Source organism: Ramlibacter sp. 2FC (assembly GCF_005503345.1).
Lineage (GTDB): Bacteria > Pseudomonadota > Gammaproteobacteria > Burkholderiales > Burkholderiaceae_C > SCMQ01.
Window position 1 is genome coordinate 157779 of sequence record NZ_SCMM01000001.1, and the last position, 24603, is coordinate 182381.

Genomic DNA, 24603 nt, shown 5'->3' on the forward strand with positions numbered 1-24603 from the left:
GTACGCGATCCAAACAGAACCACACGTGAAAACACTTGAACTTTTAGCCAGGCTCTGCGCGGTCCTGGCGGGCTTGCTGTTGATCGCAGTCGCCTTGGTGATCTGCGTCAGCGTTGCAGGCCGGAACACCACTGGGTGGACGATCGCGGGCGACTACGAGCTCACCGGAGTCGTTGCCGGCGCCGCCATCGCGCTGTTCATGCCATGGGGGCAATTCAGACGCGCGAACATCATCGTTGATTTTTTCACCTCCACCCTGCAGCCCACCACCAATGAGCGCTTGGACCGCGTCGGTGCCGCGCTCCTGGCGGTTGGTCTGGGGGTGTGCGCGTGGCGCGCGGGAGTTGGAGGCTGGCACTCGTGGAGTTCTGGTTCTCGGACCATGATGCTCGGGTTCCCTGAGTGGGCAGTATATGCAGTCATTGCTCCCTCGCTGGTGCTGACGGCAATGATCGCCTTGGTGCAGGCCTTCACCGGCCTGAGAGAGGAGCTTCCATGAGCTCGATCTCCCTGGCCTTGCTGATACTCGGGCTGATGCTGGCGCTAATGGCTGTGCGCGTGCCGATCGCGGGGGCCATGTTCTTTGCCGGCGCGGTTGGATATGCATTGCAGGCCGGATGGGCGCCGCTCGCCAGTTTTCTCAACACGCAGGCCTATGCGCGCTTCGCGAGCTACGATCTATCCGTCATCCCGCTGTTCATTCTGATGGGGAACTTTGCCACGCAAGGTGGAATTTCCAAGGCGCTGTTCGAGTTCGCCAGCGCCGTCACCGGCCGCTTCCGCGGCGGCTTGGCCATGGGAGCGGTCCTCGCGAGCGCAGGCTTCGGTGCCATCTGCGGCTCCTCGGTAGCGACGGCGGCAACGATCACCTCGGTAGCGCTTCCCGAGCTGAAGCGGCAGGGGTACTCCAACGGTTTCTCGACGGGGACGCTCGCCGCGGGTGGCACGCTCGGGATTCTGATCCCGCCGTCCGTGCCCCTCGTTATCTATGCAATCCTGGCCGAACAGAACATTTCCAAGCTGTTTGCCGCAGCCTTCTTGCCTGGCCTCATCGCGATGTGCGGCTACCTCGTCGCCATTGCGGTTTATGTCCGGCTGCGGCCGGAACACGCACCCGCGCGCAGCAGCGCTTTCACGGGTGTCAGCGCCGGACTATTGGTCGGCATCGCGCCGATCGCCATCGTGTTTGTCGTGGTATTCGGCGGCATTTATGGCGGCCTGTTCACGCCCACCGAGGGCGCCGCTGTCGGCGCGGCATCTACCTTCATCGCCGCCTTGCTGAGGGGGGAGCTCACGCGGCAGAAGCTGCGGCACTGCTTCTATTCCACCGCTGAAGCAACCGCCATGATCTTCTTGATCTTTTTGGGAGCGGATTTGATGAACGGTGCGCTCGCGCTAACCCAGGTTCCGGTCCAGCTTGCCGCAGTGGTGTCGACCTGGGGACTTGGCCCGTTCTGGGTGGTGGCCGCCATCCTGCTGTTCTACGTCTTGCTCGGCGCGGTCATGGACGAGCTTTCAATGCTTCTTCTGACCATTCCCATCTTCTTCCCAATGATTATGGCAATGGACTTCGGAATGCCCAAGGAGAGCGTTGCCATCTGGTTCGGCATCATGGTGCTGATGACGGTGAGCTTCGGACTGCTGGCGCCTCCGGTGGGGCTGAACGTCTATGTCGTGAACGGCATGGCCAAGGGCGTCCCAATCCAGGACAGCTATAGAGGCGTCATGCCCTTCTTGGTCACTGACACGGTCAGGATGCTGGTGCTGCTCGTCTTTCCGGGTATTTCTCTTTGGCTGGTAAGTTTCATGGGCTGAACGGGCGAGGCCCCGCGTCGCGCGGGCCAGTTTGTCAATGGCCCGCAAAAGTCCATTCGGGTCGCTCGTCTCGCTGGCTGGCGACCGACGGCTCGCGGCCCTTCAATAAGTCGGCCGCCTTTTCTCCGACCATGATGGACGGCACGTTCGTGTTGCCGCTCGGCACCTCGGGGAAGACCGAGGCGTCGGCCACGCGCAGGCCCTCGATGCCGTGCACGCGCAGCTTCGCATCCACCACCGCCAGGTCGTCCAGCCCCATCCGGCAGGTGCCGACCGGATGCGAGCGGTGGGTGGCGTTGCGGCGGATCAGCTCGGCGAGTTCGGCGTCGCCCTGCACGGCGCTGCCGGGGAAGAACTCGCCGCCGACCAGCTCTTTCTGCGGGTGGGTCCCGTAGATGCGGCGGCAGGCCCGCACGCCGGCGGTCATCGTCGCCATGTCTTCCGGCGCCTGCAGCAGGTTGAAGAGGATGCGCGGCGGCTCGCCCGGGTCGGCCGAGCGCAGCGAGACCGCGCCTCGCGACAGCGGGTGCAACGCCCCCACTCGTGCCGAGAAGCCGAACAGCGGCGGCGGCGTCAGGCCCGGGAACCACATCGTGGCGGTGTTGTTGACCGACATGCAGATCATCTGCATGTCCGGTCGGTCCAGCCCCACGCGCGTGCGAATGAAGATGTTCGCCGCGGCACTGTTGGTCGCGAACACGCCGTCATGGCGCAGGAACCACCGGGCTGCCGCGGCGGCCGTGCGGTCGTAGCGCAGCCACTTCGTCAGGCCGACGCGCTTCTTCGCGCCGAACACCATGATCAGGTTCGGATGCTCGGAGAGGTTCTGTCCCACGCCCGGCAGGTCGAGCACGCAGTCGATGCCGAGCGCTTCGAGTTGCCGGCGCGGGCCGATACTCGAGAGCATCAGGATCTGCGGCGAGTTGTAGGTGCCCGAGGACAGCACGACCTCGCCGCTCGCGAAGACCTGGTGCAGGCCGCCTGCATCGCGGTATTCGACGCCGACGGCGCGCCGGCCTTCGAGGATCAGCCGCTGCGTCTGGGCCTCGACGCGAATGGTGAGGTTGGGCCGCGTGGCCGCTTCGGTCAGGTAGGCGCGCGACGAGCTCGATCGCCGGCCGCCGCCGATGGTCGCTTCCATGCGGCTGATGCCGTCCTGCACAGCGCCGTTCGGGTCATCGGTCTCGCCGAGCCCGCGTTGACCGCCGCCTGGCGCAGCGGCTCGTACAGCATGTCCGCATGCGTCATCGGCGTGACCTGCACCGGCCCGCTGCCGCCGTGAAAGTGCCCGGCGCCGCGCCAGCTGGTCTCCAGGCGCCTGAAGTAGGGCAGCACACTGTCGTAGCCCCAGCCTTCGAGGCCACTCTCTGCGAGGCGGTCGTAGTCGCGCCGATGGCCGCGGATGCAGATCAGCGCGTTGATTGACGAGGTGCCGCCGAGCGTCTTGCCGCGCGGGATCTCCAGCCTGCGGCCGTGCAAGGCGGGCTCGGGTTCCGAGCGGTAGTTCCAGCTGTAGGACGGGTGCCCGAAGATCTTGCGGAAGGCGAGCGGCATGGCCAGGAACGGATGCTTGTCCGGCCCGCCGGCCTCCAGCAGCAAGACCCTCGTATTCGGATCTTCACTCAGGCGCGCGGCCAGCGCGGCGCCCGCGGACCCGGCGCCGACCACGATAAAATCGTAGGTGCCGTTCATCCCAAGTGCGCGATCAGCCAGCTAGATCGTTCACCAGAACGATCTTCCCGAACTGCTCGCCACGGTCGACGATTCCGTAGGCCTCGTTGGCACGCGACATCGGCAACGTGCGGTCGACGATGGGCTGGATCGCGCTGGATTCCACCAGGCGCACCATGGCCGCGAAGTCCCGCGGGGACCCCATCTTCGTGCCGAGGATGCTCAGTTGCTTGCGGTAGATGGGCCTCACATCCATCTGCACGTCACCCCCGGCCGTGAAGCCGAGGAAGGCGATGCGTCCTCCTGGGGCCGCCAGCTCAACCAAATTCTGGAATCCGGGGCCCATCGCACTGTCGATGATGACATCGAAACCCTGCGGCACCTGTTCGCGAAGGCGTGCCGGCCAGTTGGGATCGCGGTAGTTCGCCGTGCCGGATACGCCGAGCGCGCGCACACGGGCAGCTTTTTCATCCGAACCGCTCGTGGCGTACACCTGCGCGCCCAGTGCCAGTGCGAACTGCATCGCGAACAGCGCAACGCCTCCGCCCACACCGGTGATCAGCACCCGCTCGCCCGCCCTGAGCCCGGCGCGTGACCGGACCGCCCGGAAAGCCGTGACGCCCGACAGCGGCAGGGCCGCGGCATGCGTCCAGTCGAGGTGTGCTGGCTTTGGGGCCAGCTGCACCGCGGGAACATTGATGCGCTCGGCGAACGTGCCGTCGCGCGGGGAGCCGAGGGGGTAGAAGTCCGCAGCCGCCATGTCCTCCCGCTCGCCCCAGGAGAGTCCCGGGTTGAGGATGACTTCATGCCCGATGAGCGATGCGTCCACGCCCTCGCCAACATCCGTCACGATGCCGGCACCATCCGCACCGGGGACTACCGGGTACTTCAGGACATGGTAGTCGCCCTTCTGGATCCACACGTCACGGTGGTTCAGCGCGGCACAGCGAATCGACACGGTCGCTTCGCCCGGAGCTGGCGGCAGGTCGGGGCGGTCGACGCACACGAGAGGCTGACCGGGCCCCCGCAGGAGCATTGCCTTCATCGGATTCCCCTTGTGCTGGTTGTGCTGGTTGTGGCGGTTGGCCACGGGTTGCCGATAAAAGCAAGTACCAGACATGGGGCGGGCAGCAATATTCTCAATTCAATTTCTCCTTGTGAACGCACCGCTTCAGCGGCCGTAATGTCGATCCAACTCGTCGAACAGGTCCTTGCGGACAAGTGCCTGGCGCTCGGCGAAAGTGGCGACGAGTGCCGGGTCCTCTTCGAGCATCCCAAGCCGCTGCAAGTGGCTCAGCGCATTCGTCATGCCCCGCACCGCGCCTTGCAGCGCAGCGTTTGCATAGAGCACCATGCCGAACCTCATGCGGGCAAATTCGGACGCAGCAAGCGCAGGGGTCTTGCCGCCGATCACGACGTTCACCACCTGCGGCAGGGGCAGCTGCGCGATGCGCTCAAGCTCGCCGATGCTGGTCGGCGCTTCGACGAAGGTCACGTCGGCGCCGGCTTCCGCATAACGTTGCGCGCGCTCCAGCGCGTCCTCCAGGCCGTGCACGGCGCGCGCGTCCGTTCTCGCGATCAGCAGGAAGTCCTCCGAGCTGCGAACATCCACCGCCGCCCGGATTTTGCCGACCATCTCGGCCGCATCGACCACGCCCTTGCCAGCGAAATGCCCGCATTTTTTGGGCATGACCTGGTCTTCCAGCTGGATGGCGTTGGCGCCGGCCCGTTCCAGTGCGCGCACCGTCTGCCGCACGTTGAGCGCATTTCCGAAACCGGTGTCGGCGTCCACGATCAGGGGCAGCTGCACGGCGTCGCGAACCGCCGCGGTGTGCTGGACGACGTCGCCTAGGTGGATGAAGCCGAGGTCGGGAATGCCGTAGAAGCTGTTCGTCACGCCGGCGCCACTGAGGTAAACGGCCTCGAAGCCGAGCGTCTCGATGACACGGGCAGCAAGTGCGTTCCCGCAGCCTGGCACAAGCAAGCCACGGCGCTCGTTGAGTTTGGCGCGCAAGAGCGCGCCGGGTGATGGGTTCATTGCAGTATCCAATCAGGGCGCGCGCGGGCCCGTTTCCATGGCGGCCTTGCGAAAGTAGGCATGCAGCTTATCCAGGTGACCGGCCATCAGTGCCACCGCTTCGTCGGCCGAGCGGCGGCGCAGGCAGCGCACGATCTTGCGGTGCGTCTGCGTCGTGGTGGGTCGCGGCCCCACGTCGTACTGAGCCATCAGCTTGAAGACGAGATCGGTCAGGGCGGACACCAGGATCACGAGCACTTCGTTGCGCGTGGCTTCGCCCAGCAAGCGGTAGAAGTCCAGCAACTGGATGCGCCGGCCCTCGAAGTCTCCCGACTTGGCGAGCTGTTCGGTAAGCGTGATGCTTTCGTCGAGCCGGTCGAACTCGGCGTCGGTGCCGCGCTCGCAGGCGAGGCGGGTCACCGCCGTCATCACGATGGTCCGGCTTTCGGTGAGGCTGGCGATCGAAACGGCGCCCAGGCTGATGACGTCGTTGAGCGACTGGGTTACGAGAGCCGGATCGGCACCCCTGATGAAGGTTCCACCCTTGGGACCCTTGCGCAGTTCAATCACCCCGCCGCGCTCCAGACTGCGGAGTGCCTCCCGCACGGCTGAACGTGAGACGCCGTAATGTTCCGCTAGGTCGCGCTCCGAACTCAGCTTTTGTCCGGGCTTCAGTTCACCGCGGACGACCCGAGAACGGATGTCATCCGAAATGCTGTCGAAGAGACGAGCCTCGCTGGTAACCATGTTCACTCCGCGACCACGCCCGCGGCTTTGATCATTGCCGCCGTAATCTCCACCTCCTTGGCGATCGCCTCGCGCAGCTGCTTGCCGTCACCGGCAATCACGGTCAGACCCTTGCTGGTAACCTGCTGCTCGGCGAACTGGGGATCGGAGAGCACCTCGCGCACTGCGGAGCGGATCTGGTTGACGATCGCGGGCGGGGTGCTGGCGGGCGCGAACAGACCGTACCAGATCGACACCTTCGCATAGGGGTAGCCCTGCTGCGTCGTCGTCGTGACATTTGGAAACTTCGGGCTGGGCTCGTCGCCGGCGATCGCGATCGGCTTGATCTTGCCCGCTTGCACCAGCGGCATGATCACGCCCGCGCTGGCCGAGCCGAGCTGCACGTCTCCGGCGGCGATGGCGGTGAGATTGGGGGCGATCCCGTTGTATGGGATGTGCGTGATGTCGATGTTCTCGCGATCCTTCAGCGCGGAAAACAGCAGGTGCGGCTGACTGCCATTGCCGTAGGAGCCGTAGTTGATGGTGCCCGGCTTCCTCCTCGCCAGCTCCACCACCTCTTTCAGCGTGTTAACCGGCAGCTGCGCGTTGGCGACGATCAGCTGGTCGGCCTTCACCATCATGGTGATCGGCTCGAAGCTCTTGTCCGGGTCGTACGCCAGCTTCTTGTAGAGGAACCGATTGCCGACCATCGTCTGGTTCACGGTGGCGAGCAGGGTGTAGCCGTCCGCCGCGGCCTTGGCAACCTGCGCTGTACCGACCGCCGACCCGGCGCCGGCCTTGTTCTCGAATACCACGGGCTGCTTCCAGCGCTCGGAGAGCTTCGCGCCGACGGTCCGGGTCAGCACGTCCACTCCGCCGCCCGCGGGGAAGGGAACGACGATGGTGATCGGCTTGCTCGGATAGCCCTGGGCGTGGGTGGAGAGTGCGGCCCCGGCCAGGAGGCAGAAGGCGGTAATGCGCGGGAGGTTCATGATCGGTGCTCCTGAGAGTGGGTTACGCGTAGACATGCCCGTCGAACAGGCGGCGTGTGGTGCGATAGAAAGAGCCGTGGGCGGCGTGCCAGCCTTCGCGGGCCTGGCCAACTTCCGCTGCCACGGTGAGGACGCCGGACGGCATCGCGATGCGCAGTGCCGAGGGATCCCGGCCCGCTCGCGCGAGCCGCGCCGCAACGCTGCCCTCGATCTGCATCGCGACCGCGGTGCAGAGGGAACCGGTAAGGGGCAGGGCGCGGTGCGGCTGCCCGTTCGAGAGCATGCGCACCACGAGGTCGGCGTCGCCGGCCTCGATCACCTCTCCGCCGAGCGTGGTCGTGCGTTGGGGTGCGCTGACGATCGCGATCAGGGGGATCATCCGGATCGAGGCCGCGGCCTCGATGTCGGGTGCGATGCCCATCGCCACCGAGCCCTGCAGGCGCAGTTGGGCCAGAGCGTTCATGGCCGCCGCGTTCGACTCCAGTTCTTCGGGTGATTCGCTGCCCGTCAATCCGAGATCCGCCGCGGCGACGAAGACGCAGGCATTGGCGGCGTCCACCAGCGACGCAGTCACCCGCCCCACGCCAGGAAGTTCGAACTCCTGCGCCGCCTTGGCCGACGGCAGCAGCTTGCCGGTAGAGGCGCCGCCGGGCGAGAGGAAGTCCAGCCGCACCGGCGCACCGGTGCCGTCCACGCCCGGGATGGCGAGGCTGCCCATCTCGACGCTCTGGCCGTCCCGCACCTCGAAGCGCGATACGATGATCTTGCGCGTGTTGGTGTTGTGGATGCGGACGCAGGCTTCGCCGCTGTGCGGCGCGTCCACCAGTCGTTCATCTACCGCGAACGGCCCGATCGCCGAAGACATGTTCCCGCAGTTGCCGCTGTAGTCCACGGCGGCCTCCCGCACCTGTACCTGGGCAAAGGTGTAGTCCACGTCGGCACCGGGCACCGACGGCGGGCCGACCACGCACACCTTCGAGAGCGAGGAGATGCCGCCGCCCATGCCATTGAGCTGCCGCCCGTAGCGGTCGGGCGTTCCCATCGCCTTCAGGAAGATCTCGTCCCATTCGGCGCGATCGGCGGGCAGGTCGCGGGCATGGAACACCAGCGCCTTGCTGGTGCCCCCCCGGATGAACGCTGCTGGATAGCGGCGGCGCATGCGGTCCATCTCAATACGGCCGCGGCGCGCGCTGCTCGCACTCGCGCACCGGCAGCGTCATGCCACCGACGCGCTCGATCTCGATGCGCACCTCGTCGCCGGCAACCAAGGGGCCCACGCCTTCCGGCGTTCCGGTGGCGATCACGTCACCGGGCTCCAGCGTCAGCACCGACGAGACCAGCTCGATCAGCTCCGCGATTCCCACGATCATCTCGCTCGTGTTGGCGTCCTGCTTCAGTTCACCGTTGACCCACAGCTGGTTCTTCAGCGAACCGGGGTCCGCGACTTCGTCGGCCGTCACGATCCACGGGCCGAGGGGGGTGAACGTCTCGAACGACTTGCGCATCGAACGCTCTTCCTCGGCAACGCCCTTTTCGATGCGCAGGGTGGCATCGATCAGGCACGAATAGCCGAAGACGTACTCCATCGCCTGCGCCCGTGGCACGTTACGCGCTCTTCTTCCGATAATCACCGCGAGCTCCGACTCGTGGTCGAAGCGGCGTTGGGAGCCCTTGGGCAGCAGCAGGGAACCGCCGGCGCCGACGAGGGAGCCGGGTGCCTTGAGGAAGAAACCCTGTTCGCGCGCGGAGCGTCCGCCTTTCGTGACTGTGCGCTCGCCGAGTTCACCGATGTGCTTGCGGTAGTTGGCGGGCGCCGCGAAGACGTGCTGGGGGGCGGGATTCGCAGGCAGCAGTTTCACGGAAGACAGCGGCAGCGCCCACCCCGAGATCCGGAAGTCGGCGAACTTGGGGCGCAGCTCGGCCCAGTGGCTCACGAGCCAGTTTACGCGCTGGCAGGGCAGTTGCGACAGGAACTCGGGCAACGCCGAGGTCATGTCGTGGACGGTGTCGCCGTCGACGACGCCGATGCGGTAATCGTCGAAAGATGCAATCTTCATCGTGGGAGGCTCAAAGGAGTTGTTGATGTCCGCCGTTGTCGGCGAGGGCTTCTTCGAAGTAGTACCCGAGCGCCGACATGGCAGGGAAGTCGTTCACCTGGAACAGCTGCGCGTCCTCGGTCGAGCGATTCAGGTGCTCGTGCCAGGCCCAGGGCTTGATGGCGAGGAAGTCGCCGGCATTCCAGTCGTAGGCCTGGCCGTCCACAATGCTGGTGCCGCGCCCGCGCATCACGTAGTAGAGCTTGCTGCCGGTATGGCGGCGCGCCTGCGTGTGCACGCCGGGCCGCAGCCTCTGCAGGCGCATGCCCATCGCGCTCATGAGCGGTCCGCCGTTGGTCGGATTGCGGTACTCCAGCACCACGTCATCGAACGGATCCGCCGGCACCCCGGCCGCCTGCTCCAGCGCCGCCTCCGCGACGGCGCGCGGATAGGCGAGCAGCGGATTCGCCGATCCGCTCGGCCGAGCGCCAGGCGGGCTCATCAGGCCGCTGCCGTAGCGCCGCCAGGAGCTGTCCGGCACGGGATTGACTTTCTGCTGCAGTTCCTGTGATGGCTCGAAGAAGGTCGCGTGCATCGCCCGCACCAGCGAGATGTCCAGCACGTCCAGCCAGACCATCGGCGTATCGCCGTGATACTCGTGATCGTGCCACATCATGCTGGGGGTGAGCACGAGGTCGCCCTCGTTCATCGGGTAGCGCTCGCCGTTGACCGTGGTCGTGGCGCCGCTGCCCTTCATGATGAAGCGGAAGGCGTTCGCGGTATGGCGATGGTTGCTGGCGATTTCGCCGGGCAGGATCACCTGGATCGAGGCCCAGAAGGTGTGCGTCGTGCCGTACGGAAGGCCCGGGTTGTGCAGCCGCAGCGTGCGCCGCGTGCCTCCCGGCTCCAGCGCAAGCTGCTTGCCGAGCCGATCGAGCAGCGGCTCGAGGTCGGTCCACTTCCAGTGCACCGTCTGCATCGCCGACTGCGGCGTGCGCGTAAAAAGCGGCGGATCGTCCGGCTGCTGCACGCGGCAGTTGTACTTCGCGAGATCTTCCTTCAGCGCCCGGCGGGCAGCTTCGTCGATCATGGTTTGTTGTCGGGCCATTGACTTCAAGCCTCCGCGATCACAGCGTCGTAGGAAATCGGCGGCCGCTCGCCCGCGACCGCCCCGCGCACGGTGGCGACCAGGGTCGCGACGTCTTCGGGGAGGGCGTCAGCGCGCCACGCCACTTGCCCGTCCGGGCGCACCAGCACCAGCCGGCGTTCATAGAGCTTTTCGACGGTCTCGCCCACGAGGTCGACCACTCGCAGCGGCAGCGGCACCCTGGCGGCCGCTTCACGAAGCCGGTCGACCGCTGGCGGATTCGCGCCCAAACGCAGCAGCACGAACCCCTGGCCGAACAGGTCCAGCGTCGACTTGCCTTCGGCGATCCAGGCGTGCGGCGCGCGGGAACCCGGCCGCGCCGTCGGCGTGTAGCTCGAGGTTTGAAGCGGGGGGGGCGGCGTTCCGTCCGGCACCACGATGGGCGAACCTTCATAGACATAGCCGAGGTGTATGCCGATGGAGAACCACTCGCGCCGCATCATTTCCGTATACCGCTGTCCGTATTCGCGCCGCGCGGCCTCTGCCGCGGGATCGCTGCTGTCGAACATGCGCGGATCCGGCTGCAGGATGCGCGGCGACAGCATGCGCCGCAGGTTCTCGGTGGCCTCGCCCACGTTGCGGACTGCAACCGGGAGCTGTTCCACTTCGTAGCTGTCCAGCAGATGTTCACCGCCCCAACCTTCGATGACGGCAGCCAGCTTCCACGAAAGGTTGACCGCGTCGAGCAGGCCGGTGTTCATGCCGAAGCCGCCCGTGGGCGAGGTGAGGTGGGCGGCGTCGCCGGCGATGAAGGCACGGCCCTTGCAGTACTGCCGCGCCACCAGCTGGCGCCTCACCCACGGCAGCATGGAGAGGATCTCGAATTCAAATGGCCTGCCCACGGCACGAATGATCGCGGCTCGCGCTTCCGCCTCGGTCAGCGTGCGCTTGTCCGCGTCGCCGATCAGGGAGAACCTCCACTGGTCGCGCCCGTTGATGGCGACCAGCGTGGCCCAGGTGCCTTCCGGTCCGATGAAGATGAACCGGTAGCCCGGCTTCTTGTCGTGCAGTTGCTCCAGGTTGTCGCAGCGGAAGATGATGTTGGTGGTGTAGGTGAGCACCGCCTCGCCCACCATCTCGATACCCAGTTGCTGCCGAACGATGCTGGCGCCGCCGTCGCAGCCGACCAGGTAGTCGGCCCGCACCGTGCGCGTCTCGCCGGTGCGAACGTCGCGCACCCGTGCCACCACGCCGTCGCCTTTGTCGTCGAAGTCCAGCAGTTCCGTGTTGAACTCGAGGGAGACGCAAGGGGAGCGGCGGGCGAAGCGCTGCAGCACGGGGTCGAAGAAGTTCTGCGGGCAGCGCTCGCGCTTCTGCGGGCTGTGCACCGGGGGCTTTTCCTGGCTGATGGCGGGAAATGGCTCGCGCCCGAATTCGTAGCCGTTGAGGTCGGTGACCCACGCGCAGTCCTGCGGGTAGTCACGGTTGTAGCCCGCCGACTCGACCCAGTCGACGATGCCCCAGCGGCGACAGAACTCCATGGACCGGATGCCGACCATATCCATTTTCGGCTGGGCAACGGTGCCGTCGCCCTTCTCGACCAAGGTGCAGGAGATGCCGCGCCAACCGAGATCGCCGGCCAGCGCCAATCCGATGGGGCCGCCGCCGATGATGAGGACTGAGGAGGAGGAATTCGCCATGGTAGTGAAGCGGGTAAAAAAAATGGTCAGACCATGTTGGTCAGACCAAGATGGTAGGACCAGGTCGGCAAAAGCGCAAATCCCGAGTCGGCGGCTGGGTTATTGGCACGACCACGGCCGCATGAGAGCCATCCGGATGGGCCATGCGTCGGCCGCGTGGATTCTTCTTCTCCGATGCGCATGCGCGTTATAGGCGCAGCAGCAAACCCGCAAGTTCATGCTGTTACGTGCTTGAGGCGCAAGCGATGGCCCCCAGCGCGGGGCTGCGAGTCGCGCAGATACCAGTTCAGGAACGTCAGCGTGCGGGTCCACGCCTCGCGTGCCGGTAGGCGGGCCTGAAATCCTCGTCGAACGCGTGGGGCGCGCCCGCGTAGCGGAGCAGTTCGGAGGTGCGTCCATGCGCGTCGAGGGCGCTCTCGAGCGCGTCGACGTCGGCGGGCGGAACGAATCAGTCGACCGAGCCGTAATGTGAGAGCTCCAGCGGCTCGATCGGCTTGCGGCTCGAGAGGGTGCGATAGCGCAGCCCGTCCCACCTGGCAGCCAGCCAGTAGCGCTTAACTGCCGCCGATGCAGAAGCCCAGCGCGCCGACGCTGACCGCGTTCTGGTTCTGCAGCTTCCGCACGACCGCTTGAACCTGCTGCAGGACTCGACCGTCTTCGACCTGATCGACTGCGGCCAGGATCTTCTGCGGGGAAGAAAGATCCGGCGCCGCGCCGCCTTCGAAGTCGTTCACGGTTTCGGTCGGCCATCCGGCCCCGCCCAAGCGCCGTGCCAGAAGGCTGACCCGCCGTTGGACCGAGGGAAGACCCTATGGTCAGATCCAGCGACGCAAGATACAAACCGGTGGGTCGGTATTTAAAAACCGACGGGTCGGCAACTAACCGGGCGCTGAAGGGGCCCGTGAACCAAGGTCATGAATTCTTCCTCTGCCACATCTGTTCTGCCCTGCATTCGCGACCTCGACGAACTCATCGAGACCATCGACGCGAAAAACTGCACGCCTGGCTGGATAGACCGTGCCCATCCGCTGATGTGGCCGCGCCCGCAGTCCTCGTTCGTGCCGGTGCACTGGCGCTATGCCGAGATCCGGCCCGCGCTCGTCGCCGCCGGCAGGCTGATCGGGACGGATCTGGCAGATCGACGCAATTTCGTGTTGCGCAATCCAGTTGCAGGCAATGATTTCGCCACCACGCGAACCCTCGTCGGCGCGTACCAGTCGATCCTTCCTGGCGAGCGAGCACGCTCCCACCGTCATTCCGCGAACGCGCTGCGCATCATCATCGAGGCGCGCGGTTCGTACTCCGTCGTGAACGGCAAACGTCACTTGATGGAAAGCGGCGACATCGTGCTGACGCCGGGCGGTTGCTGGCACGGGCATGGCCACGACGGCTCCGAACAGGCCTTTTGGTTCGACTGCCTCGACCTGCCCCTGGTGCACCTGCTGGAACCCATGACGGCGGAGGAGCATCCGGATCAGTGGGAAGCCGACGCACAGGAGGAGTCCGCTTCGCCGATGCGCATCTCCCATCACAGTCTGCTGGCCCGTCTGGGGTCTGCCGAAGCCGCCGACCCGTACTTCGGGCGCACCGTCGAAGTCAGCTCTCCAGCGATGCGCACCGTCACGATCAAGGCGCACCAATGGCGAGCCGGGTGGAGCAACCGGCCCTACCGCCAGTACGCGAACCAGATCTATGTGGTGCTGGGCGGAGCAGGCACCAGCGAGGTAGGCGACAGGCGTTTCGATTGGTCCTTCGGCGACGTGTTCGTCGCTCCGCTGGCGACGCGCATCGCGCATCGCATTCGCGAGGACGCCCTGCTGGTGGCGCTCAGTGACGAAGCGCTGATGAAGTTCTGCGGCTTCCACCAGCTGCAAGCCGCTTGAGGGAAAAGCACATGGACAAGCGCATGGAAGAGCCGCCGATCATTGTCGTCGGCGGCGGGCTGGGCGGCGTCGCCAGCGCGCTGGCCCTTGGGCAGCAGGGCCGGGCGGTGCGTCTCCTGGAGCAGTCAGCCGAAATCGCGCCGATCGGTTACGGGGTCCAGATCGGGCCGAATGTGCTGCCTGTCCTGGCGCGGCTCGGCCTCGCAGAGGAAGTGCGGAGCGCGGCCTATCTGCCGGATGACCTGCTGCTGCTGGATGCCTACTCTGGCCAGACGCTGTTCCGAATCCCGTTGAAGGGCGCAGCCTTCGAACAGCGGTTTGCGACTCCATACATTGCGATCCACCGGGTGGATCTGCACGAGATCCTGCTGCGTGCGTGCCGCCGATTGCCGAATATCGACCTGAACCAGGCCACCACTGTCACGGGCTTCAGCCAGGACGGCAATTCCGTGCAGGTGCATGCTGCCGACGGCCGCACCATCACCGGATGCGCGCTCATCGCGGCGGACGGCCTGCGTTCCCGTTTGCGCGCGCAACTTCATCCGGCCGACACATGGCGGGATACAGGGTATGCCGCATACCGCACGATCATTTCCCGGGACGAGGCTCCCCAGAGCATGCGGAACCGGCGCGGCGTCACGATGCTGACGGCCGACGGGTTTCACGTCATCTATTACCCGCTGAGAGGCGGCAGCGAGATCAACATCGTCGGTGTATTCCAGGTGCCCGGCAGCAATGACGCGACTGAAGCTGCCCATCACGACCTGGTCAAGGCGGTCACGGCGCACGCGGTGCCGGAAGTCCATGACGTGGTGAGTGTGCTCAACCTGACCCGTCGCTGGTCGATCGCCGATCGCGAGCCTGTGCGGCGCTGGCACCAGGGACGCATGACGCTTCTGGGTGATGCCGCACATGCGACGCTGCAGTCGCTCGCCCAGGGAGCAGGCATGGCGCTGGAGGATGCCGTCACCCTCGGCGACCTGATGGCGGCCTACCCCGCCGACCCGGCGCGGGCCTTCGCGCAATTCGAGCGCGAGCGCTTTCTGCGCACCACCCGCGTGGTCCTGGAGTCACGCGCGCTGTGGACCATGTACCACTGCGGGGGCCTGGAGGCGGAAGTGCGCAATCAGCAACTGCAGGAACGCACGCCCGAAGACTACTACCGCTGCCTCGAATGGCTGTGGCAGCCGAGGAAGGAAGCTCAATGAAGTTGTGTCGATTCAACGGCGACCGCCTGGGACTCGTCGAGGGCGATCAGGTTCTCGACGTCACGGCCGCACTCGATGTGCTGCCGCCGGTGCGTTGGCCGGTTCCGCTCGGCGATCCGCTGGTGAAGCACCTTGATTCCCTCGTTGCCGCGGTCCAGCGCGTGCGAGGCACTGCCAAGCGGCTGCCGCTCTCTGCAGTGCTCCTGAACAGCCCCCTCACGAACCCCAGCAAAGTGATGGCCGCACCGGCCAACTATCGCCTGCACGTGGAACAGGACACGAAGGATGCCGGCGTCGACCAAGGCGTCCACCGCAAGGCCCTCGAGGGCGTGGAGCGGCCGACCGAGACATACGGCCTGTTCCTCAAGGCGACGTCCGCGATCGTGGGCCCTGCGGAGGGGGTGCAGGTGATCCTTCCGGAGCGTCGCACCGACCACGAGGTCGAGCTGGCCGTGGTGATCGGAAAGCCAGGCCATTCGATCTCCCGTGCCGAAGCGATGAATCACGTCGCGGGGTACTGCATCGGCATGGACATGACCGTGCGCGGAGCCGAAGACCGCAGCTTCCGCAAGTCCCCGGACAGCTACACCGTGCTCGGCCCCTGGCTCGTCACCGCGGACGAAGTTCCCGACCCGCACGCGCTGACCCTCTCGCTCTGGGTGAATGGGCAAAGGCGCCAGCACAGTTCCACGGGTGCGATGACGGTGGACATTCCTGACCTGATCGCGATCGCTTCGTCTATGTACACCCTGCACCCGGGCGATGTGATTCTGACCGGTACGCCCGAAGGCGTCGGCCCCGTCCTGCCTGGAGACGTGGTGCGGGTCGCGTGTGAACCGCTTGGAGAAATGACCTTCAACGTCTCTGCACATGGATAGATGACCATGAAAAAGCCACAACAGGCAGCCGAGAGGCCGCGGCGACACCGGACGCAGGCAGAGCGGACCCAGGAAACGCAGGAAAGTCTGATCTGCTCCGCGATCGAACTGCTGAAGAAGCGCCGGTACGCGGGCTTGCGCACCTCGGACGTCGCGGAGCACGCCGGGGTTTCCAAAGGGGCCGCGACGCACCACTTCCAAACAAAGGACTCACTGGTGCTGCGTGCCCTCGAGGAGATGTATCGCTACACGCAGCAGCGGGCACTCAACCGTCTCGCCAGCGCCGGCCTCGCCACGGACAAGCTGCTGGAAGCCATGGTGGAGGACAGCAAGGCCTTCTTTCTGAGCGACGATTTCCTGCTGTCGCTCGACCTCGTGATGGTCGCCCCCGATTCGGAGCTCGGCGCCGCAGTCAAGGAACTGGCCCGCGCCTACCGCATTCCTGTCGAGCAGGCCTGGATCGACGCCCTGCTGCGTGCCGGCCATCGCCGGCAAGACGCGGAGAACGTCGTCCGCCTCACGTTTGCGGTTGCACGTGGTTCCGGTATCCGCCAATTGATCGCAGGTCCCGAAGCGGCCGCCGACAGCCTGATGGACACCTGGCTCGAGATGGCCGGATCGATGCTGCGCACGACGCCGATCACTTCACCTCCACAAGGACTCGAGGAGACATGATGAGACATTCTTGCCACCCCACCCGCCGGAGCGCTCTGCTGCAACTCGCTGCCGGCGCAGCGGCCTTGTGCCCGTCACTCCAGACACTGGCGCAACCGGCAGGTACTTACCGGGTCGTAGTGGGCAGCCCTCCGGGCGCACTCGGGGATGTGCTGGCCCGACTGGTCGCACAAAAGCTCGGCGAGGCCACTGGACAGCCCGCGATCGCGGACAACAAACCCGGCGCAGCGGGCGCGATCGCCGCTGACACCGTCGCCAAATCGGCCGGTGACGGCCGCACGCTGCTGGTCTATCCCGACGCCGTGATGGTGGTGAACCCGTTCGTCTATCCGAAGCTTCCCTATGACCCGCTCAAGGATTTCCAACCGGTCGCGTTGCTCGGGAAAGCTTCTTTCGCACTGATCGTCAGCCCGAAGTTGAACGTGAAGACGATCGCGGAGTTCGTACAGTTGGCGAAATCACAACCGAAGGCCATCAACTTCGGCAGTGGGGGCGCGGGACACCCGACGCACATGGTGATGGAGTTGTTGAACCAGAGGCTCGGGATTCAGCTGACCCACGTCCCGTATAAAGGCACATCTCCGTCGATCCAGGCGCTGCTCGCCGGCGACGTGGGTGCCATGATTACCGGAGTGGTCGAAGCCATGCCGCACATCAAGGCCGGAACCGTTCTTCCGCTTGCTGCGAGCGGGCCTGCGGCCAAGGAGATCTTTCCCGCCTTGCCGCAGTTCAAGGACCTGCATGAGGATCTTGATGTCTCCGTGTGGTTCGGAGTGTCCGCTCCGGCCGCGACGCCGCGTGATGTGGTCTCCAGGCTCAATGCGCAGATCAACCGGGCGCTTGCCGAGCCAGACGTGCAGAAGCGCTTGAGCGAGTTCGGGATCACGCCAGCGCCGTCGGCACCCGCCGAACTCGAGAGGCTAGTGAAGCAGGATCTCGCACGCTTTGGGCCGCTGGTCAAGTCGCTCGGGCTCGTGGTGAACTGAGGCAGAGACGTCGAGCAAATCCGGCTGCGAGCTTCGGGGCTCTCGTCGTCTCGCTGCCGGAATTCAAAGCATCTTGAGCGCGAAGCCGGGCTCGCGCGCCTGAGCCGGCGAAACGCGGGTGTGCTTGGCCAGAAGCCTGCGCGCCAGCATATGATCTGCCGGCCGGTTCACCGATTCGACGGCGCACAGCACGCCGTCGGAAATGCAGAGGACGGATAGATTCCCGGCGGTCGGATCGCCAAGCACCACGCGTTCATCGGCGTCGCCGCGCAGCCGTGACTGGCAGCCTCCGTGGCCGCGAGCCGATCGCGATGACCAGATGGTCGTAGGGCAGGGACTCTCCATTCTGGAGTGTGACCCGATGGGCTTGCCGGTCGATGCTTTCTGCGAGCCCGCGCACGAGGGTGAGGCGCTGCTCTCTGAAGAAACTTTCCGCGCGAAAGGCCAGATCGGCCGCGGATGTCTGGCCGAGCAGGTAGCCTTTGGAAAGAGGCGGGCGCTGGTAGGGCAATCTGCCCTCATCGGAGACAAGCGACACGCCGCCGGTGAAGCCTTGCTGGCGCAAGGCGGCTGCGCATTGGAAGCCGGCGTGTCCGGCTCCGAGTATCACGATGCTCTGCATGGTCAGCTACTTCGGTGTGAGGTAGTCATGTTCCGCCGGGCTCACCCGCGCGTATGTCCCGCTGTGGGGGACGGCGGAGTCCCTCGTCAGGGGACATACGCCGGAGGGCGGGGTGCCTTTAGTGCTCATACCCTGATCTACGAAAAGCCGCTGAAATCCGGGGGCGCGATTGATACGCATCGCGCTTGTCGGCCGCACGGCCGCATCGGCAGCCGGATCGCACAGGAGGCGCTCGCCCGCGGCCACCACGTTGTCGAGGTGCTGCGCGCGGACGTCGATCTTTTCGATCCAATACGCATTGGCCCCGGCGCTGCGCGGGAACGACGTCCTGGTCAGCGCGTACGGCGGGTTGCTGGCGAACTGCATTTCGCCCCCGCAGCCGAGCCGCAGAAGCTTCCGCAGGCAATGCGTTCGATGCTGCAGGCGACGGCGTCGGCCTGACTGCGGCGCGTGCTGACCGTCGGCGGTTGTGGGGGCTGGCGGTTCCCGAAGGAGGGCGCCTAGCCGACACCGACGGGTGCTACAACCGCCAGTTCGATCCGCTGCCGAACAGCCTCGCGATCTGCTCGCGCAGCCAGCGGCTGCGCGGATCCTGGTCGTAGCGCCGGTGCCAGTGCTGCTGGATGGGGAACTTCGGGATGTCGTAGGGTGGCTCGACCAGCACGATCTGCCCCAGGTCTGCGAAGAAGCGGCCGACGGCGGACGGCACCGTCGCCACGAGATCGGTGGATGCGACCAGCACGGGCAGCGTGAGGTAATGCATGGTGCGTAGCCGCACCTTGCGGAAGATGTGGCGCCGGTCCAGATAGTTGTCGACCAGTTCCAGGCTGCGCGTCGGCGCTTCCACCAGCACATGCTCCAGCTCCGAGAACATGGCTTTCGTCAGCCGCCGGGCGGCCGGATGGCCGGCGCGCAGCATGCACGAGAAGCCGTGCATCATCAGCCGCTGCTTGAAGAAGGCGCTGCCCTTGAGGTCGGGAAAGTAACCGAACGCGATGTCGACCTGTCCGGATTCCATAGCCAGCTCCAGGTCCCTCGGCGCATAGGACGCGGTGTGGAGCGTGGCCCTGGGCGCCGCGGTGCGGAACGCCTCGATCAGCGTGGGCATGAAAGTCATCTCGGCCACATCCGGCATCGCGAACCGGAACTCGGTGGTCGTCTCCTCGGGCACGAAGTGCGGGCCATTCAGCACCTTCTCGTTGACCCGCTGCAGCACGGCACGCGCTTCATCGGCCACGGCCGTCCCGCGGGGTGTCGGCCGCATGCCTTCGGAGGTGCGCACGAACATCGGATCGCCAAAGTGCTTGCGCAGACGCGCCAGCGCGGTGCTCAGTCCCGGCTGGCTCATCCCGAGCTCCTGTGCTGCGCGCGTGACGCTGCGCGTGGCATCGAGCGCAACGACGACCTGCAGCAGGTTGAGATCGAATGTCGCCGGCTTCATCTGTGAAAACAATATTGGAAATCAACCTCATTTTATTGAGAAATTCAAGAGCGAAACCTAGACTGCACCGAACTTGACACAAGCGCAGGAGACAGTCAGTGAGTTCAGCAACGATGGCCCGCGGCCCCGAAGCCGCTGCGAACGGGTTCGATCTGTTCAACCTTCCCGATGCGTACTACCGCGACCCGGTGCCGTTCTACAAGGCCCTGCGCGACCACGAACCGCTGCACTGGAACTCGGATGGCTCGGTGCTGCTCTCGCGGTACGACGACATCAAGACAATCTGGCGAGATCTCACCGGCAAGGTCAACCGCGCCGAAGCCTATGCGAAGAAGTTCGGCGAGGGCCCGCTGCTGGAGCACCACACCAGCACCATGCTGTTCCGTGATCCGCCGGACCACGACCGCCTGCGCGACATCGTGAACCCGTTCTTCACCCAGGCCTCCATGGAGCGGCTGCGCGTCGGCCTGCGCGAGATCGTGGCGGAACTGCTAGCCGAGGTCGAGGAGAAGCGGGAGATCGAGTTCGTTTCCGAGTTCTCCTCGCGCATTCCGATCCAGGTGATCTGCGACATCTTCGGCGTGCCGCGCAGCGACGGTCCGATCATCCGCGACCTTGGCGCGCAAGTGCTGCTGCCGCTGAACCCTGCCGTGAGCCAGGAGGTCATCGCCGCCGGCCACGAGGCCACCCGAAAGTTCAAGGAGTACCTGCTCGTCCACATCAACGAATGGCGCCGTCGTCCAGTTGAGGACGTTCCGTCCAACATCATCAGCGCGCTGGTCGCCGCCGAGAAGCGCGGCAGCCCGCCGATCAGCGAGGACGAAATGGCGCACATGTGCATCCTCGTGCTCAATGGCGGGCACGAGACCACCACCAACCTGATCGGTCTGTCGACCCTGGCGCTGATGAACCATCCCGAGGAACTGGCGCTGATGGCCGACGATCCCGGGGCGGTGGGGCCGGGCATCGAAGAGTGCCTGCGCTATGCGACGCCGCTGCAGCTGCAGGGCCGGCGCACCACCCGCGAAGTGCAGGTGCCCTCGGGGACGATCCCGCCGGACACCGAGGTCATCATCGCGCAAGTCTCCGCCAACCGGGACGAGCGCATGTTCGCCGACCCCGACACCTTCCGTCTGAAGCGCGCGCCCAATCCGCACCTGGCGTTCGGCGCTGGCATCCACGTCTGCCTGGGCCGGCCGCTTGCGCGGCTCGAGGCGGGCGAGGCACTGCCCGCGCTGGCACGCCGCTTCCCGAACATGCAGCTCGCAGCCGAGCCGGTGTTCAACCGCAACGCGCGCTTCCGCGGCATCCAGCAGATGCGCGTGCGGCTGTATTGATCCGATGGCCACGCTGACCGCCATGGAAGCCGGAGTCGTCGTCATCGGCGCGGGCCACGCTGCGTGCCAGTTCGCCGCGTCGTTGCGTCAGCTGGGGTGGAACGGTGCACTGACGCTGGTAAGTGCCGAGCCGCACCTGCCCTACCAGCGGCCGCCCTTGAGCAAAGCCTGCCTGCAGGGCGGCGTCGCCCAGTCGGACATCCTGCTGCGTCCGGCGGCGTTCTACGAGTCGATCGCCTGCCGGCTGCTCGCCGGCCGCGCGGTGGTCGCGATCGATACGCGTCGCAAGCTTGTTCGCCTTGACGGCGGCTCGGAGCTGCCGTACGCGCAACTGGTGCTGGCAACCGGTGCCGCAGCGCGGACCTGGCCGAGGCTGCCCGCCGGCGAATCGGTGCATGTGCTGAGAACCTGGGACGACGCACAGGCACTGGGCGCCGCACTCGGACGCATCCGCCGCCTAGCCGTCCTCGGCGCCGGCTACATCGGCCTGGAGGTGGCCGCGGCCGCGCGCAAGCGCGGCGTGGCCGTGGACGTCTTCGAGGCGGCGCCGCGTGTGCTGCAGCGCTCGGTGGGCATGGCCACCTCGGCACACGTCGAGAACCTGCATCGCGCGCAAGGCGTGGCGCTGCATCTCGGCACCGCCATCACCTCAGTACGCGCCGAGGACCACGCTATCGCGCTCGAGACTTCACACGGCCTCTTCACCGCCGACGCGCTCGTGATCGGCATTGGGGCCCAGCCGCGTGTCGAGCTGGCGCGCGAGGCTGGCCTGCAGTGCGGGCACGCGATCCGCGTCGACGCGCAATGCAGGACCAGTGCGGACGAAGTGTTCGCCATCGGCGACTGCACCGAGCAGGTCCTGCATCCCGGCGCCGAGCCGGTGCGGCTGGAGTCCGTGCAGAACGCGACGGACCAGGCCAAGTGCGTGGCTGCCGTGATCGCGGGCCGGCCGGTTCCGCCCATGCCGGTGCCCTGGTTCTGGTCCGACCAGTTCGACCATCGTATCCAGGTGGCCGGCCGCGCCGGCGCCGGCGACGCGACCGTGCTGCGTCCCCAGCCTGGCAAGCCGCAGGCGCACGCCGCCTGGTACCTGCGCGAGGGGCGAGTGACGGCGGTCGAGGCTGTCGATGCGCCCGAGGACTTCATGGCCGCGCGCCAACTGATCAAGACCGGCCAGCGTGTGGACATGGCACGCCTGGCCGACCCGGAGGTGGCGCTGCGCTGCCTCGCCGCCCCTGCCGCGTAAACAAGGAGAGAGCATGCCAACCCTTCATTTCCAGACCCCAGCCGGGGAGCACATCGCGCTGGACGCGCAAGAAGGCCTGTCCGTGATGGAGGCCGCGGTCGCGGCCAACGTGCCGGGCATCGATGCGGATTGCGGCGGCGCGTGCGCGTGCGCCACCTGTCACGTCTACGTCGACGAAAGCTGGGCCGCCCGCCTGCCGGGGCGCACCGACATCGAAGTGAAGATGCTCGAGTTCGCTGTGGCGGTGCAACCGAACAGCCGCCTGAGCTGCCGCCTCGTGGTCGGTCCCGACACAGAGGGACTGACGATGCGCATCCCCGACTCGCAACATTGAGGGGCACGGAGAACCCATGAAGATCTGCCGTTTCGACGACAACCGCCTCGGCCTGGTCGAGGGCGACGAGGTGCGCGACGTGACCGCCGCGCTCGAAGTGCTGCCCTCCCAGCGCTACCCATTGCCCACCGTCGATCCGCTGGTGGCGAACCTGCCGCGCGTGATGGACGAGATTCGCCGGATTGCGCCCTCGGCGCAGACGCTGCCGCTCGCGGGACGGCGCCTGCTCGCGCCGGTGGCGAATCCCGGCAAGGTCATCGCTGCGCCCGTGAACTACCGCAAGCACCTGGAGGAAGCGCGCGGCGACGCGTCCATCCACTTCGAGAATCAGGTGCACGAAATCCAGCAGATCGGCCTGTTCCTCAAGGCGACCAGCTCGATCGTAGGCCCGAGCCAGGGCGTGGAGATCCAGCACCCGGACCGCCGCAACGACCACGAGGCCGAGGTGGTGCTGGTGATCGGCAAGGCCGGCCGCAACATCCCGCGCGAGCGCGCCTGGGACCACATCGCCGCGTACACCGGCGGCCTGGACATGACGGTGCGCGGGCCGCAGGAGCGCAGCATGCGCAAGTCGATCGACAGCTACACGGTGGTCGGCCCCTGGATGGTCACGGCCGACGAACTGCGCAATGCACAGGAGCTGGACTTCTGGCTGACGGTGAACGGCCACCCGCGCCAGCGCGCGAACACGCGCGACCTGGTGCTGGACATCCCCACCCTGATCGCCACCGCATCCTCCTACTACACGCTGCACCCGGGTGACCTGCTGTTCACCGGGACGCCGGAGGGCGTCGGGCCGGTCGTGGACGGCGACGTGATCGAGGTTGAGTTCGGCGGCATCGGCCGGATGCTGGTCGATGTGCGCAACGCGCAAGGGAGATATGCATGAACGCCATGCTCGCGACGGGCGGCAGCCCGGATGACCTGGCGCAGCAGCGCCGCGCCTTCTACGACCGCATCGGCCAGGCGCACTGCACGCCGCTGTGGGAGGTGCTGCACAGCCTGGTGACGAAGGAGCCGAACACGCCCTGCCTGCCGAACCTCTGGCGATGGGACCAGGTCTGGCCCTGGCTGCAGGAGAGCGGCACGCTGATTTCCGCGATGGAAGCCGAGCGCCGCGTGCTCGTGTTGGAGAACCCGGGCCTGCGCGGGCGGACCCGGATCACCCACAGCATGTACGCGGGTCTGCAGCTGATCCTGCCGGGGGAGCTCGCACCCTCCCACCGGCACTCGCAATCGGCGCTGCGCTTCATCATGCACGGTGCGGGCGCCTACACCACGGTCGACGGCGAGCGGGTCACCATGCAGGTGGGCGACTTCGTCATCACGCCTTCTTGGACCTTCCACGAGCACGGCAACGAGTCGAGCGAGCCCATGGTGTGGTTAGACGGCCTGGATCTGCCCGTGGTGGAACTGCTGGATGCCCAGTTCCGCGAAGACGGTTCGCGCACGGCGACCGAGGCAGATCGCGGGGCCAATGCAAACCTGGCGCGCTTCGGCAACACCATGAAGCCGGTGGGTTTCCGCAGCCGCAGTCGGACTTCGCCGCTGTTCTGGTATCCGTACGAACGCACCCGCGAGGCGCTCCAGACGCTGCGTCGCAGCGAGGATCCGCACGCGTGCTGGGGCCACAAGCTGCAGTACACGAATCCGGTCACCGGAGATTGGGCCATTCCCACCATCGGCACCTTCATGCAGTTGCTGCCGGCGGATTTCCGCGGCACGAGCTATCGCTCCACCGACTCTACTGTCTACGTGGTGGTGGAGGGTGAAGGCCGCTGCGTGATCGGCGAACAGGTGCTGGCGTTCGGGCCGAAGGACGTGTTCGTCTGCCCGTCCTGGATGCCCTACCGGCTCGAGACTAGCTCCGACACCGTGCTTTTCAGCTATTCGGACCGGCCCGTGCAGGAGGCGCTCGACCTCTGGCGCGAGCAGTACTGAAACTACAC

General features: G+C 66.2%; 27 protein-coding genes. 12 read left to right on the forward strand and 15 right to left on the reverse strand.

Annotation, left to right across the window (positions count from 1 at the left end; all coding sequences use genetic code 11):
• Positions 1-25 precede the first annotated feature (25 nt).
• A complete protein-coding gene (locus FFS10_RS00815) occupies positions 26-499 on the forward strand; it encodes a TRAP transporter small permease (protein WP_137890483.1) in 474 nt (157 codons plus the stop codon).
• Positions 496-1815, forward strand: a complete 1320-nt coding sequence (locus FFS10_RS00820; RefSeq protein WP_137890485.1) for a TRAP transporter large permease — start codon at positions 496-498, stop codon at positions 1813-1815. Before FFS10_RS00815 ends, FFS10_RS00820 begins: the two co-directional genes overlap by 4 nt.
• A gap of 34 nt (positions 1816-1849) precedes the next feature.
• On the opposite strand, the gene FFS10_RS23295 is transcribed toward FFS10_RS00820, so the two are convergent.
• From FFS10_RS23295 to FFS10_RS00875, 11 genes are all read right to left on the reverse strand, one after another.
• Positions 1850-2977, reverse strand: coding sequence for a GMC oxidoreductase (locus FFS10_RS23295; protein WP_212744059.1), 1128 nt, complete (start codon positions 2975-2977; stop codon positions 1850-1852).
• Positions 2902-3507, reverse strand: coding sequence for a GMC family oxidoreductase N-terminal domain-containing protein (locus tag FFS10_RS23110; RefSeq protein WP_212744060.1), 606 nt, complete (start codon positions 3505-3507; stop codon positions 2902-2904). Before FFS10_RS23110 ends, FFS10_RS23295 begins: the two co-directional genes overlap by 76 nt.
• 13 nt (positions 3508-3520) lie before the next feature.
• The gene (locus tag FFS10_RS00830; protein WP_137890487.1) at positions 3521-4531 is read right to left on the reverse strand and encodes a zinc-binding dehydrogenase; all 1011 of its coding nucleotides are present in this window, start codon (positions 4529-4531) and stop codon (positions 3521-3523) included.
• Between the two features lie 126 nt (positions 4532-4657).
• Positions 4658-5524 (reverse strand): isocitrate lyase/PEP mutase family protein, encoded by an 867-nt coding sequence (locus FFS10_RS00835; protein ID WP_137890489.1) that lies wholly within the window; start codon positions 5522-5524, stop codon positions 4658-4660.
• Between the two features lie 12 nt (positions 5525-5536).
• The gene (locus tag FFS10_RS00840; protein ID WP_137890491.1) at positions 5537-6250 is read right to left on the reverse strand and encodes a FadR/GntR family transcriptional regulator; all 714 of its coding nucleotides are present in this window, start codon (positions 6248-6250) and stop codon (positions 5537-5539) included.
• Between the two features lie 2 nt (positions 6251-6252).
• Positions 6253-7221 carry a Bug family tripartite tricarboxylate transporter substrate binding protein gene (locus FFS10_RS00845; RefSeq protein WP_171015971.1) on the reverse strand — a complete coding sequence of 323 codons (969 nt, stop codon included), beginning with the start codon at positions 7219-7221 and terminating at the stop codon, positions 6253-6255.
• A 22-nt stretch (positions 7222-7243) separates the two neighbouring features.
• On the reverse strand, positions 7244-8380 hold the full coding sequence (locus FFS10_RS00850; protein WP_137890632.1) for a 2-methylaconitate cis-trans isomerase PrpF family protein: 1137 nt from the start codon (positions 8378-8380) through the stop codon (positions 7244-7246).
• A gap of 10 nt (positions 8381-8390) precedes the next feature.
• Entirely contained in the window at positions 8391-9278 is an 888-nt protein-coding gene (locus FFS10_RS00855; protein ID WP_137890495.1) for a fumarylacetoacetate hydrolase family protein, read from the reverse strand.
• A 10-nt stretch (positions 9279-9288) separates the two neighbouring features.
• A complete protein-coding gene (locus FFS10_RS00860; RefSeq protein WP_212744061.1) occupies positions 9289-10347 on the reverse strand; it encodes a cupin domain-containing protein in 1059 nt (352 codons plus the stop codon).
• Between the two features lie 23 nt (positions 10348-10370).
• Positions 10371-12044, reverse strand: a complete 1674-nt coding sequence (locus tag FFS10_RS00865; protein ID WP_137890499.1) for an FAD-dependent oxidoreductase — start codon at positions 12042-12044, stop codon at positions 10371-10373.
• A 554-nt stretch (positions 12045-12598) separates the two neighbouring features.
• Positions 12599-12778, reverse strand: coding sequence for a dienelactone hydrolase family protein (locus FFS10_RS00875; protein ID WP_171015972.1), 180 nt, complete (start codon positions 12776-12778; stop codon positions 12599-12601).
• A gap of 180 nt (positions 12779-12958) precedes the next feature.
• Here FFS10_RS00875 and FFS10_RS00880 point away from each other — a divergent pair, with 180 nt between their 5' ends.
• From FFS10_RS00880 to FFS10_RS00900, 5 genes are all read left to right on the forward strand, one after another.
• A complete protein-coding gene (locus tag FFS10_RS00880; protein WP_137890502.1) occupies positions 12959-13927 on the forward strand; it encodes a cupin domain-containing protein in 969 nt (322 codons plus the stop codon).
• A gap of 11 nt (positions 13928-13938) precedes the next feature.
• Positions 13939-15135 carry an FAD-dependent monooxygenase gene (locus tag FFS10_RS00885; protein ID WP_137890504.1) on the forward strand — a complete coding sequence of 399 codons (1197 nt, stop codon included), beginning with the start codon at positions 13939-13941 and terminating at the stop codon, positions 15133-15135.
• The gene (locus FFS10_RS00890) at positions 15132-16013 is read left to right on the forward strand and encodes a fumarylacetoacetate hydrolase family protein (RefSeq protein ID WP_137890506.1); all 882 of its coding nucleotides are present in this window, start codon (positions 15132-15134) and stop codon (positions 16011-16013) included. Before FFS10_RS00885 ends, FFS10_RS00890 begins: the two co-directional genes overlap by 4 nt.
• Positions 16014-16019: 6 nt before the next feature.
• Complete coding sequence (locus tag FFS10_RS00895) at positions 16020-16688, forward strand: TetR/AcrR family transcriptional regulator (RefSeq protein WP_171015973.1); 669 nt, start codon at positions 16020-16022, stop codon at positions 16686-16688.
• Between the two features lie 149 nt (positions 16689-16837).
• Positions 16838-17674, forward strand: a complete 837-nt coding sequence (locus FFS10_RS00900) for a Bug family tripartite tricarboxylate transporter substrate binding protein (RefSeq protein ID WP_171015974.1) — start codon at positions 16838-16840, stop codon at positions 17672-17674.
• 63 nt (positions 17675-17737) lie between these two features.
• Here FFS10_RS00900 and FFS10_RS23625 read toward each other — a convergent pair whose 3' ends face one another.
• From FFS10_RS23625 to FFS10_RS00920, 4 genes are all read right to left on the reverse strand, one after another.
• Positions 17738-18019, reverse strand: coding sequence for an oxidoreductase C-terminal domain-containing protein (locus tag FFS10_RS23625; RefSeq protein WP_137890512.1), 282 nt, complete (start codon positions 18017-18019; stop codon positions 17738-17740).
• A complete protein-coding gene (locus FFS10_RS23800; protein ID WP_137890513.1) occupies positions 17928-18296 on the reverse strand; it encodes an FAD-dependent oxidoreductase in 369 nt (122 codons plus the stop codon). Before FFS10_RS23800 ends, FFS10_RS23625 begins: the two co-directional genes overlap by 92 nt.
• Positions 18297-18302: 6 nt before the next feature.
• Positions 18303-18662, reverse strand: coding sequence for a hypothetical protein (locus tag FFS10_RS23805; protein ID WP_137890515.1), 360 nt, complete (start codon positions 18660-18662; stop codon positions 18303-18305).
• Positions 18663-18816: 154 nt separating this feature from the next.
• The gene (locus FFS10_RS00920) at positions 18817-19737 is read right to left on the reverse strand and encodes a LysR family transcriptional regulator (protein WP_137890517.1); all 921 of its coding nucleotides are present in this window, start codon (positions 19735-19737) and stop codon (positions 18817-18819) included.
• A 98-nt stretch (positions 19738-19835) separates the two neighbouring features.
• Here FFS10_RS00920 and FFS10_RS00925 point away from each other — a divergent pair, with 98 nt between their 5' ends.
• Genes FFS10_RS00925 through gtdA form a run of 5 tightly spaced genes read left to right on the forward strand, consistent with a single transcriptional unit; the run spans position 19836 to position 24595 of the window.
• Positions 19836-21074, forward strand: a complete 1239-nt coding sequence (locus tag FFS10_RS00925) for a cytochrome P450 (protein WP_212744062.1) — start codon at positions 19836-19838, stop codon at positions 21072-21074.
• 4 nt (positions 21075-21078) lie between these two features.
• The gene (locus tag FFS10_RS00930) at positions 21079-22320 is read left to right on the forward strand and encodes an NAD(P)/FAD-dependent oxidoreductase (protein WP_137890519.1); all 1242 of its coding nucleotides are present in this window, start codon (positions 21079-21081) and stop codon (positions 22318-22320) included.
• A gap of 13 nt (positions 22321-22333) precedes the next feature.
• Entirely contained in the window at positions 22334-22654 is a 321-nt protein-coding gene (locus tag FFS10_RS00935; RefSeq protein WP_137890521.1) for a 2Fe-2S iron-sulfur cluster-binding protein, read from the forward strand.
• Positions 22655-22670: 16 nt separating this feature from the next.
• Positions 22671-23543: a fumarylacetoacetate hydrolase family protein gene (locus FFS10_RS00940; protein ID WP_137890523.1), complete on the forward strand. Its 873-nt coding sequence runs from the start codon at positions 22671-22673 to the stop codon at positions 23541-23543.
• Complete coding sequence (gtdA, locus tag FFS10_RS00945; RefSeq protein WP_249931110.1) at positions 23540-24595, forward strand: gentisate 1,2-dioxygenase; 1056 nt, start codon at positions 23540-23542, stop codon at positions 24593-24595. Before FFS10_RS00940 ends, gtdA begins: the two co-directional genes overlap by 4 nt.
• Positions 24596-24603 lie beyond the last annotated feature (8 nt).